Origin of the sequence: Algoriphagus algorifonticola, from assembly GCF_007655305.1 — a bacterium.
Taxonomy (GTDB): Bacteria; Bacteroidota; Bacteroidia; order Cytophagales; family Cyclobacteriaceae; genus Algoriphagus; species Algoriphagus algorifonticola.
The window spans coordinates 31,072-44,714 of record NZ_VLOG01000037.1; the positions used below are offsets into that span (position 1 = coordinate 31,072).

Genomic DNA, 13,643 nt, shown 5'->3' on the forward strand with positions numbered 1-13,643 from the left:
TAAATGATTCTCTAGAGCTTCGAAAACTCAAACAAAAGTTAGCTCAGATCAATTTGGCCTAAACAAAAAAGAGACTGTCTCATAAATAGCTCTAATGTGACAAATTGCACTTTTGAGACAGCCTCTTCTTTATATTCTTGGAGTAATTATTCCTGCATTCTTGGTCTGGTAGAGTCCAAAGTGGCAGGTGCAGTTGGCATTTCTACTCCTAATTTTGCCAAAACCAACTCAGTAAACTTATCTTCTTCTTTGGTATAAAGAAGGATAGGAGCTTGTCCTGCAGTCTCAGCAAATACATGAGTATAGTTATTTTCAGCAGCTACAGCATTAATTGCATTGATTACTTTAGTCTGTACAGGGTCTAATAGTTCCTGTAATTTTCTTTGATAGCTAACTTGAGCGTCTTGCTCATATTTCTGCAAATCTTGCTGAAGTTTAGTAAGCTCTTGCTCTTTTGCAGCTCTAGCCTGCTCAGTCATAGTACCAGCTGCTTGCTGATAAGACTGTACTTGTCTTTGGAAATCCTGAGCTTTTGTTTGAATATTTGTTTGAAGTTGGGTTTGATAATCCTGAATGTCAGCACCGATTTGCTCCATTTCAGGCATCAAGTCCATGATAAATTCTACATTGGTATAACCAATTTTTACTTCCTGCGCTTGGGCGACAAATCCTACGCAAAGCAATGCGATTGCGGAAAGGATAACTTTAACTTTCATACGTTTAGATTTTAATTTTAATTGTTGTCTTCTATTCCTAACTCTTCCAAAACAAACTCTGAATAGTCATGTCTTGGGTCTGTATAAATAATTCCCGAAGGTACGGAGGCTTTGTCAAATAACATGGCCAAATTGTTTTTTCTGGACACCCGCTCTATGGCATCATAGATCTTTGACTGCAAAGGTTGTAAAAGCTCCGCCTGCTTTTGGAAATATTGTCCGTCAATACCGAATATACGGCTATTGAATTCCTGAGATGCCTTCTCTTTTTTCTTGATCTCCTGCATCCTATTTTGATACATTTCCTCTGTCAATAGAACTTCTTCAGCCTTTAGCTGAACGTACATTTCTTTGATCTCTTTATCCAAACTTTGTGCCTCTTTCTTCCAGTTGTCACTGAGCTTTTGTAGCTCCTGCTGCACAATTTTGTAATCTGGATGCTTATTTAAGATATACTCTGAATCTATATAACCGAACTTTTGTGCCTTTAGAGAGCCAGAAAGCAGGATTAAGAAAAGCAAAAGTACAATTTTCGATGAGTTATTCATGTGACATCAATTTGAAGATTCAGCTCTTAAACGAGCTTTGTTCCCTTAAATTTTGACATAAATTAACTAATCTCGCACTCATTTCAAGCTTATCTAAACTGCTGACCAATGGTAAAGTGGAATTGTGGACCACTTCTTCTGGTTTCTCCAGGTATTTGGTCAAATCCATAACCCCAGTCTACACCTAATAACCCGAAGGCTGGCATGAAGATTCTTGCACCCACACCTGCTGATTTTTTCAGATCATACGGATTAAAGTCCTTATAAGATCCCCAGTTGTTTCCTGCTTCAGCAAAGGTTAACAAGAATATCGTTGCTGATGGGTTTGGAGAAACCAAGAATCTAAGCTCCATAACATATTTGTTGTAAACCACACCACCAAATGGATCAGGGTTAGCCGTACCTCTCGTTTCTCTTCCTGGAGTAATTGATTGATTTTCGTATCCTCTCAATCCGATAATTTCCTGCCCCAAAGCAAAGTTATTGAAGGTCATACCGTCACCACCCATAACAAATCTTTCCAAAGGAATCAATCCAATTCTATTTCCATAAGACCCCAAGAAGCCCATGTGTGCTCTGGCACTTGCCACAAATTTGGTGGATCCAAATAGGGGAGTATAGACAGAAGCATCAAACATCCACTTATGGTATTCCAACCACTTATATTTTTCCTCATCACTTGACTCCGAATTCAAGTTCTGATTCAAAGAAGTATAAGGTGGAGTAAATGAAGTGGATAACATGATATTCGATCCAAATCTTGGATAGATTGGATTATCCACGTTATTTCTAGCAATCGTATTGTTGATTGTTAAGCTATTAGATCTTCCGGTTGGATAACTTAACCCGAAGGATGTTCCAAATTGATCGAACTCATAAATCTGGAACTGAAGCGAGTTGGAAACACTAAAGTAATCATCTGGCCAGGTTACTCTTTTTGCTAATCCTAGAGTTGCTCCGGTGATCTTGAAAAAGCCTAATTCATTTCCAAAGTTTGCTCTATTGAAGAAGTCAACCTGTCTTTGTACAGAGTGGTTAAAGCTAAAGCTCAAGGCATTTGGTTTCTTGCCTCCAAACCATGGCTCGGTCAAGGAAAGAGAATAGTTTTGGAAAGAACGCCCATTAGCCTGAACTCTCAAGGATAATTTTTGTCCATCTCCTACAGGAAGTGGATCCCATTTATCGAAATTGCCGATGTTTTTGATGGAGAAGTTGTTGAATGTAAGTCCAACAGTTCCAACGAATCCAAAGAAGCCTCCCCATCCACCGGATAGTTCGATCTGATCATTTGGTCTTTCTTCCAGTTCGAAAGTGATATCCACCGTCGCTGCTTCGAAATTAGGGCGAAGGTCCGGATTGATTTTCTCAGGGTCAAAGTATCCTAATTGGGATAATTCCCGGATCGTACGTACCAATAAGGCTCTGTTGAATTTTTGACCAGGGAGAATCCGGATTTCACGCATCACCACGTGATCAGAAGTTCTTTCATTTCCCTTGATGCTGACAGAATTTACAGTTACCTGCGGGCCTTCAAAAATCCTCATTTCCAAATCAATGGAATCGCCGACAACATTAACTTCTATCGGCTGTATATTGAAGAACAAATAACCATTATCCTGATAAAGGGAACTGACATCATCTCCCTTTTGAGGATCATAATTCAGGCGCTTATCGAGCTTTTCTTTATCGTAAACGTCACCTTTTTGAATACCAAGTTTGGCAGCTAACACCTCATCAGGGTGAATGAAATTACCGGTGAATTCAATATTTCTGTAATAATACTTTCTTCCCTCTTCTAGCTCTATGTCAATGTTGATCTCATCTTTTCCAAACTTGTAAACAGAGTCTTCGACAATTTTGGCATCTCTGAACCCCTTGCTTTGGTAGAAGTTGATGACATTTTCTTTATCATTCCTATATTCCTTGGGAATGTATTTGGACCCGGCAAAGAAATTAAGCTTGAAGTTTTTGTTGATGTAAGTTTTTGCATCCTCTTTGGAAGCAGAATCAGTATGTAAAACTGCATTCCCAATGTCCTCAGGAGTAGCAGCCGTAACTCTGGAATAAATATCCCGGAACACGCTTACCCGCGCATGCTCTTTGGTTTTCTTCAACTTTCCCTTCACTTTGGAATCAGCGATCTCCTCATTTCCAAAGATTCTGATTTCATTGATCTTTACTTTCGAATTTTGATTAACATCGAATCGAAGCTTGACAGAATTGGGAAGTGTGGTATCTCGTTCTTGAGTCACTTTTACATCTGTATTCAAAAAGCCTTTGTCCACAAAGTACTTTTGGATATTTCGCTGCGCGGTGTTGAGTACGTCCTCTCGAACTACTCTTCCACGAATATTGACTTTGTCTCTCAGTTCACTTTCCTGAGTTTTATTCACTCCCTTGAATTCTACTCTGGAAAATCTAGGTCTTTCAGTTAAATCTAATAGCAGAGAGATGTCCTCACCTTCCACTTTGGTCACTAAGATTTTTACATCTCCGATGATCCCTTGATTCCAAAGCTTTTTCAAAGCATTCGAAATAGCCTCTCCGGGAACTTCAATTCTATCATCGACTTTCAAGCCGGAAAGGGATAGAATGGCGGTTTCGTCCAAAGTGGTAAGACCAACTGCTTTTATTTCTGCGATTCTATAGGTTTCTGGTTTGGAATAATTTAATTCCAAAATATTCACCGGTCTAGACGATGTATAACGGCTTTGACCCAAACGAATTTGAGCCATTGCAGAACTTGCCCAGATCAGACAAAACAGAATCAGTAAACTTCTTTTCATAAGACTATAATTTGACCAAGATGGTCATATGGAATCTTGCTTTACAATCTTCATTTGCTGAAATGAGAATTGAATCAAGCTTGACTACATTCATTATCTAAGGTTTAACTTGCTCTCCGGTTTTACCAAATCTTCTTTCCCTTTTTTGGAAATCCAAGATGGCTGCTTCCAGATGCTCTCTTCTAAAATCCGGCCATAAAACAGGAGTAAAATGTAACTCTGTATAGGCCAGTTGCCACAGGAGAAAATTACTAATCCTGTACTCCCCACTGGTTCGGATCATCAATTCAGGATCTGGTATTCCTGCGGTTTCTAAATGTTCCGCTACCAAATTTTGATTGATATCCTCAACCTTCAATTTCCCCTCAGAGATTTTTTGAGCAATGCGTTTGGTCGCTTGGGTTAATTCCCACTGTCCACTGTAGCTTAATGCCAAGATGACGGTGAGACCGGAATTGGTAGAGGTTATTTTTTTAGCCTCCATTAGTTTTTCGTATGCCGAAGGAGGGAGGCTGTCAATATCGCCTATGCTTTCTAATCGGATATTGTTATTCATCATCATGGGCACTTCATCGGTAATGGTTTTTACCAATAATTCCATGAGACCATTCACTTCATCTTGAGGTCGGGACCAGTTCTCGGTGGAGAAAGAAAATAGGGTTAGATATTTCACTCCCAGGTTTTCTGCTCCCTCTATTGCATCTTTTACAGCCTGAATCGCATGTCTGTGGCCGAATATCCTCATGGCGCCTTTTTTCTTGGCCCAACGGCCATTGCCGTCCATGATAATTGCAATATGTCTGGGGATCCGCTCTCTGTCTAGTACTTCCTTCATTACTTGGGTTCAGAATACCTTACATTTTTGGAGGTACAAAAATGCTATTTCTTTTCCAATAATTAAGCCTAAGACTCAATTAATTAATAGGCGTAGCATTTGGTGGAAGCGATGGTATAGCTCAATGTCACACCCAAAAAGTAATACCAGTCCTTGTCATATGGGTTTCCAAAATTAATCCCATAGGGTTGATTAGGATTGGCCGGATCCTGAAATCTGGGTATAGGCGGTGTTCTACTATCTATCTTATCTAGATAATCCGTAAATGTAGCTCTAATGCCAGCTTCGACTGCCAGTGTCCACCTATCATTAAGCCTGTATTTTACCCCTCCTCCAAATGGAATTACCACGGTACCTACGTTATACCTTTCCGAAAATTGGAAAGCGTAAGTATTTCCTTTTGAAAAGAAGTGAGAATAACCTATTCCAAAGAATGCATAAGGAGACCAGAAAAATTCAGAATCATTCCGAAGAAAATCCAGGAAATTAAATTCCATAATGGCTGTTCCTTCAATAATCCCTCCTCTGAATCTTGCATCTCTTCTCTCTGCTGCCAGGTCATAAGGCCTTACACTATCGGTAGCTCTAAGAGTACCGGCTGTCAAACCAAGCCGAAGCGTCCATACATTGTCAAAATTTCTCTTGCCAAACAACGTGCCGTGAAGACCTAAATGGTCCAGATCAATTTTCCTCAGGATATCCCCGGTATATGCCGTGGTACCCAATCCACCACCTATTTCATATTTCTGAGCCTTTGTCTCTGAAAGAAAACAAAGACCAAGTATAGAAATACAGACTAGTGTTTTGAAAATCTGAAAATTGACCTTTTTCAAGACGATGCAAGTTATGAAGTACCCAACGTTTAAAAAACGCTGTCTAGTATGATTGCGGTTAATATTTGTTAAGCTAAAATTGGCATTTTTTTACCTTTTAGCCTCAATTTCTCATATCAAAACCCCAATTTAATTTATACCGCAAGGTATCAAAAAAATTGTAGCTGGGTAATTTGACAAGCCGGGCACAGAATTGTTCTTTTTTTACCTTCAACTTCAAGTCTGAAGAAATGGAGGTAGATCTGGAGTCCAATGAAATCAAAAACTTCTCTGCCCTTCCTTCTATTTCGAAGGTAATCTCGCTTTCATCTGAAACGATGATAGGCCTCACATTTAAATTATGAGGACTTACCGGAGTGATGACTAGGTTTTTTGCTTCTGGAGAAATTAAAGGTCCTCCGCAACTCAAAGAGTATCCGGTAGAGCCGGTTGGAGTTGCTACAATAAGTCCGTCTGCCCAATAGCTATTCAGATACTTTCCGTCAATGTAAGTATGCACAGTGATCATGGAAGAAGTATCCCTTTTGTGAATGGTAAATTCGTTCAATCCGAAATTCAACCCATTGAAAAGTTTTCTTTTTGCATCCAGAGATACGAGGCTTCTATTTTCAATTTGGTAATTATTCTCGCTCAAGTTTCTAACTGCCTCGTCGATTTTATCTGTAGATACAGTGGCCAAAAATCCTAACCTACCTGTATTCAAGCCCAAAATCGGAGTTTCTACTTCTCCCACCTGACATACGGAGTCCAGCAAAGTACCATCACCGCCGATGGAAATTAAAAAATCCATCTGGCTCATATCATCCGTACCGTCCAGCAGCCAATAATTCAGCCCGGTATTTCCGTGCATTCGAAGTTGCCTGTCAAACTGTTCCGTGACAAATATTTCGAACTGATGATTCTGTAAGGCTGTGAATAAAGCTTTGACGTCATTCAAAAATTCTATCTTGAGCGCCAAGCCGTGCAAAGCGACTTTCATCTGTTTATAATTTGTTTTTTAGAGGTCAGATGGAATCTCGCACCGGTTCCCCGATACATCGGGGCATGCCTGTGTGTGAGGTTTTCCCCCGTGCTCGATTTCATCTGTTTATAATTTGGATTTATTTGGCATAAAATCCCTCTTTAATCTGCAAAAAAGCAGGGTTTTTAATAGGTATTGAATCAAAAAAGATAAGTATTCCTTTAAGGTGGGGAATACTCATTTCTTGAATTCATAGCCTAAATATCTAAAAATCTTAGCAAGTTACCGATTCTGTCTTCTTCACTACTCACACCGGTTTCCTCCTGGTAATGGTCTAGGATCTTATAACCAAAGCGCTCCAAGGTAGCTTTGATATGTCGGAGCTCAGGCTTGTCTAGCTTCAGCGTAAGCTTGATTTTGGAATCATCCAAAGGATCACTGCTGATAAATGAACTCAATACCTTAGTGTTTTCTGTTTCAATTACTCTACTGATTTCTGCCAATGAATAATCCGTCATATTTAACGAAAGTATCAATACCGAGCCTTGGGATTGGATAGAAAGGCTATCTGCAAAGGCAGAGATGGCATCCTCCATAGTCACTACCCCCAGGTAGGTCATGTCTCTATCTACTACTGCAACAATATTGGAATGATGCTCTGCACTCGCCTTGAGTACATCATAAATATGCTTGTCACTGAATACCCAACAATTTGGATTTTCAGGAACAATACCCAAGATGTCTTTATCCAAATCATTCAATTCAAAAATCATTTCATCTCGGAGAAGCCCTAAAAAATGACCTTGATCCACCACGGGTAAAACATCCGTTCGGATCTCTTCCATCCAAGCCAATGCCTTTCTGGTCTTGTCGCTTAGCTTCAATGGAGGAATAAGGTTATTGATAAATTCGTAGGCCTGCATAAAGGAAATATAGGAAATGATTTACGGTTTTAAAACGTCTAAAGCCTTATTCTTGTTCCTTTTTGATGTGATATACCTTTTTCGTTCTAAGATTAGGAAAGAAAATTCACTCCAATTCCTAATAAAATACCTCCCAAAATGATTAGAGGGGAAGATATTTTAGTGAATTGCAAGAGGCAATAGGTTCCCAATATCATTAAAATATTAACTAGGTTAGCTTCTAATGGCTCAAAAAGTAAATAAGCTGCAGCGATCAACATCCCGCAGGATACAGCATTGATTCCTTCCAGCGCGGCTCTTACAGGTCTGTATTTTTTCAGTTGATCCCAAAATCGAATCACAAAGAAGATCATAAATATTCCAGGCAGGAATATCCCCGCAGCAGCGATTAATCCGCCAGTTAGAAAACCAATCAATCCAAACTCTTTCATGGAAAATGCTCCTACAAAAGACGAAAAAGAAAAAGTGGGTCCCGGTACTCCTTGTGAAATAGCGTATCCAGTCAGAAATTCTTCCGAACTGAGAAAGTTTTTGAAATCCACAAATTCAGTGTACAGGTAAGGCACCAATACTTGACCTCCTCCAAAAATCAAGCTCCCGTTTCGGTAGAAATTCTCAAATAAGATGACAGGTTGGTATTTGGTCAAAGCACCTAGAGTTGCCGCCAATACCAAAACCCCTCCCCATAGGTAGAAGTTAGCCCATTGGATGACCAAGGGCTCATCTTTTTCATACTTGGGTTGATTTTTATATTTGATAGAGGTGCTTAGTCCCCCAGCCAAAAGAAGAATAGGGAATACATAAGGAGAGCTGTAGAAAAATGAAATGAAGGTAGAGATCAAAACCAAAACCATGGCTTCAGTGGTCTGTACCATTTTTGAAATCGTTTTTTGCGCAGCAAAAATGATAAAACCTATCGCCATGGGCTGAATGAATTTGGCGAAGTTTAAAGCCCCTGGGGTATTTTCTTCTAAAAAGTAAATCAATGCAGCTGCAGAGGTCATCAGCAGAGTAGCAGGGATTATCCAAACTAGTAGCGCCAAATAAGCGAGGTTAGGACCTCCAACTCTGAAGCCTATTGCCGAAACCAATTGCGTAGAGGAGGGACCGGGTAGCATATTGCATAAGGCATTGAGCTCCCAGAGTTCTTCCTCGGTTATATAGTTTCTAGAATGGACCATGCGATCAATCAGCATGGCTAAAAATGCCTGAGGCCCACCAAAGGCTGTCAAAGAAAGGGTCAGAATGTCCCTTAGAAATAGGTAGTATCTGACCCTTTTAACTGACATGATTATTTACGAAGGCCTAGTTCCCGAAGTCTTTCTTCCAAAAACTCCCCAGCCGTGGCGTCTTTGAATTGCTTCGGATTTTGCTCATCTATACAGCTTTCCAGGCAGGTCAAATCCATATCGGATCTTGGATGCATAAAGAAAGGAATAGAATACCTACTTGTGTTCATCAATTCGCGCGGTGGATTCACTACTCGGTGAATAGTAGATTTCAGTTTTTTATTGGTTAATCTTTCCAGCATATCGCCCACATTGACCACCAACTGATCAGGAAGTGCAGTAATTGGAATCCATTTGCCATCCTTTCTTAAGACCTGCAAACCATCCGCACTTGCACCCATCAATAGCGTGATCAAATTGATATCTCCATGTTCCGCTGCACGAACAGCATCGGCCGGAACCTCATCGGGATTAGTGATCGGGAAATAATGAATCTGTCTCAAAATCGAATTTCCGTGAGCCACTTTTTGCTCAAAGTAATCTTCCGGTAAATCCAAGTTAAGGGCAATAGCTCTCAACATGGCTTTGCCGGCATTTTCCAAAGTTCTATAAGCCTCTAGCGCATCATTTTTAAACTCAGGGAGCTCATCCGGCCAGATATTTTCAGGATACTCTGCTTTGATAGGATCTGAGTCTGGAATTTGTGCCAACTCTTGTCCTACATGATAAAATTCTTTTAAGTCTCCGGTGTTTCTACCTTTTGCATGCTCTTTCCCTTTTCCGGTATATCCTCTTTGAAAACCGATTTCAGGTTTTTCATATTTGGATTTTACTTCATCAGGTAAAGCGAAAAATGATTTGATACTACCATATAATCTGTCTTGTAGATCTTGGGACAATCCATGGTTTTTGATCGCCACAAAACCTATGTTTTGATAAGCTTCGCCTAATTTTTTGACGAAAGCTGCTTTTTGTTCTGGTGTTCCTGAGGTAAAGTCTGCCAAATCCAGACTTGGAATCTCGTCGAATAGGATGTCCATCGTAATTTTCTGTTAGGTATGATTTCCTGAAATTTTGCCCTAAAAATAATACCTTTAGTATCAAAACCCCGCGGTATGAAAAAAAACCTGTTATGGATGCCCGTTTTGATCCTTTTTATTTGGGCTTGTAGTGAGGAAAAGAAAAAAATCAACGAGGAAGTTATGGAGATTTCTCAGGACTCTCTATCTCTTGACCTAAGCCAGCAGAAGGTTACCTTTTATCAATACGAGGATTCTTCAGATTACCCGGATGCGATTCTCGAATTATATACGCCGCTTGGTAATCAGGTCTTCCGGCCCGGAAAAGTACCTTTTGAATTTAATATCAAAAACTTCCCTTTCGAGGAGCAGACCGTAGAGCGCTTTTTGCTATTCAATATTCTGAATGGTGGTGATCCGGCTGGTTTTCGCACACCCATTTTTCAAAGACAATTAGAAGAAGGAAGCTATAGGGTAGTAGCCTATTTGGTAGATGAAGAGGGATTGGCCTTAAAAAATTTCGGAAATTATGTTGACAGAGATTTTCAGGTGGGGGACTCCAGACCATTTCCGTACTCAGCAGAACCCTGTCTTGCAGTCAACCTGCCTAGAAATAATCAGATTGTGGATCCTGAGCATGAGTTGATTATTGACTTTTTGGTAGTAGGAGGAGATATGAAACTAGATGGGCTGAAGGTAAGAATTGAGATAGGGGAGTTTTCCTACGAAATAGATCACATGGCCCCTGTGCGGGTAGCCAATTTGCTTCCAGGAAGCTACCAAGTTCAAATTTCCCTATTGAGAAATGATGGAAAAGAGCTAGAAGGCCCTTTCTCCTCTGTCACAAAGACCATCATTGTGAGATAAGTCCTTATCTTTGCAGCTTTCTAAAGAATACCTTTTCCATGCTATTAACAAATCATATTCGAGATAATTTCGAGGCCGTTTTAGCAGGTCTTAATAAAAGAAATTTCCCCAATGCTGAATCATTGTTGAATCAGGTGATTCAATTGGATGATCAGCGAAAGTCCTCCCAAACTCAGAGAGATCAGATTCAGGCTGAATCAAATGCTATTTCCAAACAAATTGGCATGCTGATGAAGGAAGGAAAAAGGGAAGAGGCAGAAAAGGCAAAAGCCCGAACAGCTGAGATAAAAGCTCAAATCAAAGAGTTGGATGATGAAAACTCAAGAGCTGAGGAGGATTTAAAAACACTTTTATATACTATTCCGAATATCCCTCATTCTTCCGTTCCTTCAGGGAAATCAGCTGAAGATAATGAAGTGGTCTTAGAGCATGGTGAAATCCCCAATCTATATGATGGAAAGCAACCCCATTGGGAGCTGATCAAGAAGTACGATATCATTGACTTCGATCTAGGAGTAAAAATTACCGGCGCGGGCTTCCCTGTTTACAAGGGGAAAGGCGCTCGCCTACAGAGAGCTCTGATCAACTTCTTTTTGGATGAGGCCTTGAAAGCTGGCTTTATGGAAGTTCAGCCGCCAATTTTAGTGAATGAGGATTCAGGATACGGTACTGGCCAGCTTCCGGATAAGGAAGGGCAGATGTACCATGCGACTGCAGATAATTTGTATTTAATTCCTACCGCTGAAGTTCCAATTACGAATTTATACAGAGATGTCATCGTAGCTGAGGATCAATTACCGATTAAGAATGTCGGATATACCCCTTGTTTCCGAAGAGAAGCAGGTAGCTGGGGGGCTCACGTTAGAGGATTGAACCGTCTGCATCAATTTGATAAGGTAGAGATCGTTCAAATAACTCATCCGGATAAGTCCTATGAAGCTTTGGAGGATATGAGCAGCTATGTTCAAGGTTTGCTTCAAAAACTTGAACTTCCTTACAGGGTGTTAAGATTGTGTGGGGGAGATATGGGCTTTACTTCTGCTTTGACTTACGATATGGAAGTTTATTCTGCTGCTCAGGAAAGATGGCTGGAGGTGAGTTCTGTTTCTAATTTTGAAACTTATCAGACCAATCGATTAAAACTTCGATTTAAAGGTGAGGATAAGAAAACTCAATTGGCTCATTCACTCAACGGATCTGCGCTTGCCTTGCCAAGAATTGTTGCCGCTATTTTGGAAAACAATCAGACAGAAGAAGGAATTAAAATGCCAAAAGTTCTTCATTCGTACTTGGGTTTTGAAATGATATAATCTCAAAAAAACATAACTATTTGATCATAAGGTTACTCAGAGAATGGGTAGCCTTTTTTATTGTTTTTGACAATTGGCAATAGAATAATTCAATCTATCAAAGTAAGTTTTGTCCGCAAAGGATTGCGAGTTCTTAAGAGTTCTATTGAATTTCATTTTAAAAAATAATATTTTAAAAAAAAGATAAAACAAAAATATAATACTGTATATATATTCATAAAAAACTTAATTCGATAGTTTATTCTTTTTATTCTGTACACTGTTGTTTAATTTCGTATTAGAATTAAACAACTATATATGGCACTTGTAGGTAAAAAAGCTCCTTTGTTTTCTGTAGGAGCAGTAATTAACGGAGAAGAAATCATTGAAAACTTCAGCCTAGAGCAGTATCTGGGTAAGAAGAATGTTGTTCTTTTCTTCTATCCAAAAGATTTCACTTTTGTTTGTCCAACAGAGCTTCATGCTTTTCAAGAAAAATTAGCTGAGTTTGAAAAGAGAGATACCGTGGTTATCGGATGTTCTACCGATACAGAAGAGACTCACTTGGCTTGGTTGATGACACCAAAAGGTGAAGGTGGAATTGAAGGAGTGACTTACCCTATTTTGGCAGATGCAGCTAAAACCATCGCATTAAATTACGGGGTTTTGGCAGGTAAATATTCATTCGATGCTGAAACTAATTTCTGGTCTTTTGAAGGGACTCCTGTAGCTTACAGAGGAACTTTCTTGATCGATAAAGAAGGAACAGTACGTCATGAATCAATCAATGATCTTCCACTTGGAAGAAATATCGATGAGTACTTGAGACTTTTGGATGCTTTGCTTCACGTAGAAAAATTTGGTGAAGTATGTCCTGCCAACTGGGAGGAAGGAAAAGAAGCGATGCAGGCTACTAATGAAGGTGTAGCTAATTATTTATCCAATAATTAATCAAAACCATGATAGAACTAACTGAAGATACGCTACAAGAACTTGTAGCATCAAACGAGGAGGTAATCGTGCAGTATTCTGCTGGCTGGTGTGGAAATTGCCGAATTATGAAGCCTAAATTCAGAAGACTGGCAGGAGAAAATGCAGATAAGGTATTTGTGGTAGTTGACGCTGAGAAATTTCCTCAATCTAGAAAGCTGGCACAAGTCAATAACTTGCCGACTTTCGCCTCATTCAAAGGAGGTCAGTTGGTCAAGCAAATTCAAACAAATAAGGAAGATCAATTAAAAGCCTTAATCAATGAAATTGCCAGTAATTAAAACCATTCAGAGAACTTGTGCTCCTGAGCAGATTGAAACAGCTCTGGAAGTTTTAGAAAATATCTCTGAAGCTCCTTCTCTAAAAGAAAATGAGCTAGATGTGATTGGTGAGTTAATTTCCAATCTCTGTGGTGCGTTGGAGGTTCATGAAATGGTAGCCTCTGGTATGTCTGAAAAAGACGCTGGAAACGCCTTTATGAAAAAGGTATTGAGCTCAATTGATCGATAATTAAGGGTCTATAGTTGATTAAAAAAGGAACTCTATTAGGGTTCCTTTTTTTGTTAAAATGAATTATATGGATATCCGCTTTCTTACCAGTATTGACAAAAATACGGCTTCTTGTCTGCTGAAAGGATCAGAATCCG

General features: G+C 39.6%; 14 protein-coding genes. 5 read left to right on the forward strand and 9 right to left on the reverse strand.

Annotation, left to right across the window (positions count from 1 at the left end):
• Window positions 1–146: 146 nt before the first annotated feature.
• From FL972_RS07785 to FL972_RS07825, 9 genes are all read right to left on the reverse strand, one after another.
• Complete coding sequence (locus FL972_RS07785) at window positions 147–716, reverse strand: OmpH family outer membrane protein (protein WP_144604533.1); 570 nt, start codon at window positions 714–716, stop codon at window positions 147–149.
• Between the two features lie 17 nt (window positions 717–733).
• On the reverse strand, window positions 734–1,264 hold the full coding sequence (locus tag FL972_RS07790) for an OmpH family outer membrane protein (protein WP_091652151.1): 531 nt from the start codon (window positions 1,262–1,264) through the stop codon (window positions 734–736).
• 89 nt (window positions 1,265–1,353) lie between these two features.
• Window positions 1,354–4,050, reverse strand: a complete 2,697-nt coding sequence (locus tag FL972_RS07795) for a BamA/OMP85 family outer membrane protein (RefSeq protein ID WP_144604535.1) — start codon at window positions 4,048–4,050, stop codon at window positions 1,354–1,356.
• Between the two features lie 97 nt (window positions 4,051–4,147).
• The gene (locus tag FL972_RS07800; RefSeq protein ID WP_091652158.1) at window positions 4,148–4,885 is read right to left on the reverse strand and encodes an isoprenyl transferase; all 738 of its coding nucleotides are present in this window, start codon (window positions 4,883–4,885) and stop codon (window positions 4,148–4,150) included.
• 83 nt (window positions 4,886–4,968) lie between these two features.
• Window positions 4,969–5,718, reverse strand: a complete 750-nt coding sequence (gene porG / locus FL972_RS07805; RefSeq protein WP_144604537.1) for a type IX secretion system protein PorG — start codon at window positions 5,716–5,718, stop codon at window positions 4,969–4,971.
• 103 nt (window positions 5,719–5,821) lie between these two features.
• Entirely contained in the window at window positions 5,822–6,697 is an 876-nt protein-coding gene (locus tag FL972_RS07810; RefSeq protein WP_091652165.1) for an NAD kinase, read from the reverse strand.
• Between the two features lie 239 nt (window positions 6,698–6,936).
• Complete coding sequence (locus tag FL972_RS07815; RefSeq protein ID WP_144604539.1) at window positions 6,937–7,602, reverse strand: CBS domain-containing protein; 666 nt, start codon at window positions 7,600–7,602, stop codon at window positions 6,937–6,939.
• A gap of 92 nt (window positions 7,603–7,694) precedes the next feature.
• Window positions 7,695–8,891, reverse strand: a complete 1,197-nt coding sequence (gene chrA, locus FL972_RS07820; protein ID WP_144604541.1) for a chromate efflux transporter — start codon at window positions 8,889–8,891, stop codon at window positions 7,695–7,697.
• A 2-nt stretch (window positions 8,892–8,893) separates the two neighbouring features.
• The gene (locus FL972_RS07825) at window positions 8,894–9,871 is read right to left on the reverse strand and encodes an isopenicillin N synthase family dioxygenase (protein WP_144604543.1); all 978 of its coding nucleotides are present in this window, start codon (window positions 9,869–9,871) and stop codon (window positions 8,894–8,896) included.
• Window positions 9,872–9,946: 75 nt separating this feature from the next.
• Between FL972_RS07825 and FL972_RS07830 the strand changes: the two genes are divergently transcribed.
• The 5 genes from FL972_RS07830 to FL972_RS07850 all read left to right on the forward strand — a co-directional run bounded on the left by FL972_RS07830 (window position 9,947) and on the right by FL972_RS07850 (window position 13,506).
• Entirely contained in the window at window positions 9,947–10,717 is a 771-nt protein-coding gene (locus FL972_RS07830) for a hypothetical protein (RefSeq protein ID WP_144604544.1), read from the forward strand.
• A 38-nt stretch (window positions 10,718–10,755) separates the two neighbouring features.
• Window positions 10,756–12,027: a serine--tRNA ligase gene (gene serS / locus FL972_RS07835; RefSeq protein ID WP_144604546.1), complete on the forward strand. Its 1,272-nt coding sequence runs from the start codon at window positions 10,756–10,758 to the stop codon at window positions 12,025–12,027.
• Between the two features lie 297 nt (window positions 12,028–12,324).
• A complete protein-coding gene (locus FL972_RS07840) occupies window positions 12,325–12,957 on the forward strand; it encodes a peroxiredoxin (protein WP_144604548.1) in 633 nt (210 codons plus the stop codon).
• 8 nt (window positions 12,958–12,965) lie between these two features.
• The gene (locus FL972_RS07845) at window positions 12,966–13,277 is read left to right on the forward strand and encodes a thioredoxin family protein (RefSeq protein ID WP_091652184.1); all 312 of its coding nucleotides are present in this window, start codon (window positions 12,966–12,968) and stop codon (window positions 13,275–13,277) included.
• Window positions 13,258–13,506, forward strand: a complete 249-nt coding sequence (locus FL972_RS07850) for a DUF6952 family protein (protein WP_144604550.1) — start codon at window positions 13,258–13,260, stop codon at window positions 13,504–13,506. Before FL972_RS07845 ends, FL972_RS07850 begins: the two co-directional genes overlap by 20 nt.
• Window positions 13,507–13,643: the final 137 nt, after the last annotated feature.

What these genes read in the sequence shown, in the direction of transcription:
- FL972_RS07785 (WP_144604533.1), bottom strand. Translation starts at nt 716, where the DNA reads ATGAAAGTTAAAGTTATCCTTTCCGCAATCGCATTGCTTTGCGTAGGA.
- FL972_RS07790 (WP_091652151.1), bottom strand. Translation starts at nt 1,264, where the DNA reads ATGAATAACTCATCGAAAATTGTACTTTTGCTTTTCTTAATCCTGCTT.
- FL972_RS07795 (WP_144604535.1), bottom strand. Translation starts at nt 4,050, where the DNA reads ATGAAAAGAAGTTTACTGATTCTGTTTTGTCTGATCTGGGCAAGTTCT.
- FL972_RS07800 (WP_091652158.1), bottom strand. Translation starts at nt 4,885, where the DNA reads ATGAAGGAAGTACTAGACAGAGAGCGGATCCCCAGACATATTGCAATT.
- FL972_RS07810 (WP_091652165.1), bottom strand. Translation starts at nt 6,697, where the DNA reads ATGAAAGTCGCTTTGCACGGCTTGGCGCTCAAGATAGAATTTTTGAAT.
- FL972_RS07815 (WP_144604539.1), bottom strand. Translation starts at nt 7,602, where the DNA reads ATGCAGGCCTACGAATTTATCAATAACCTTATTCCTCCATTGAAGCTA.
- chrA (WP_144604541.1), bottom strand. Translation starts at nt 8,891, where the DNA reads ATGTCAGTTAAAAGGGTCAGATACTACCTATTTCTAAGGGACATTCTG.
- FL972_RS07825 (WP_144604543.1), bottom strand. Translation starts at nt 9,871, where the DNA reads ATGGACATCCTATTCGACGAGATTCCAAGTCTGGATTTGGCAGACTTT.
- FL972_RS07830 (WP_144604544.1), top strand. Translation starts at nt 9,947, where the DNA reads ATGAAAAAAAACCTGTTATGGATGCCCGTTTTGATCCTTTTTATTTGG.
- serS (WP_144604546.1), top strand. Translation starts at nt 10,756, where the DNA reads ATGCTATTAACAAATCATATTCGAGATAATTTCGAGGCCGTTTTAGCA.
- FL972_RS07840 (WP_144604548.1), top strand. Translation starts at nt 12,325, where the DNA reads ATGGCACTTGTAGGTAAAAAAGCTCCTTTGTTTTCTGTAGGAGCAGTA.
- FL972_RS07845 (WP_091652184.1), top strand. Translation starts at nt 12,966, where the DNA reads ATGATAGAACTAACTGAAGATACGCTACAAGAACTTGTAGCATCAAAC.
- FL972_RS07850 (WP_144604550.1), top strand. Translation starts at nt 13,258, where the DNA reads ATGAAATTGCCAGTAATTAAAACCATTCAGAGAACTTGTGCTCCTGAG.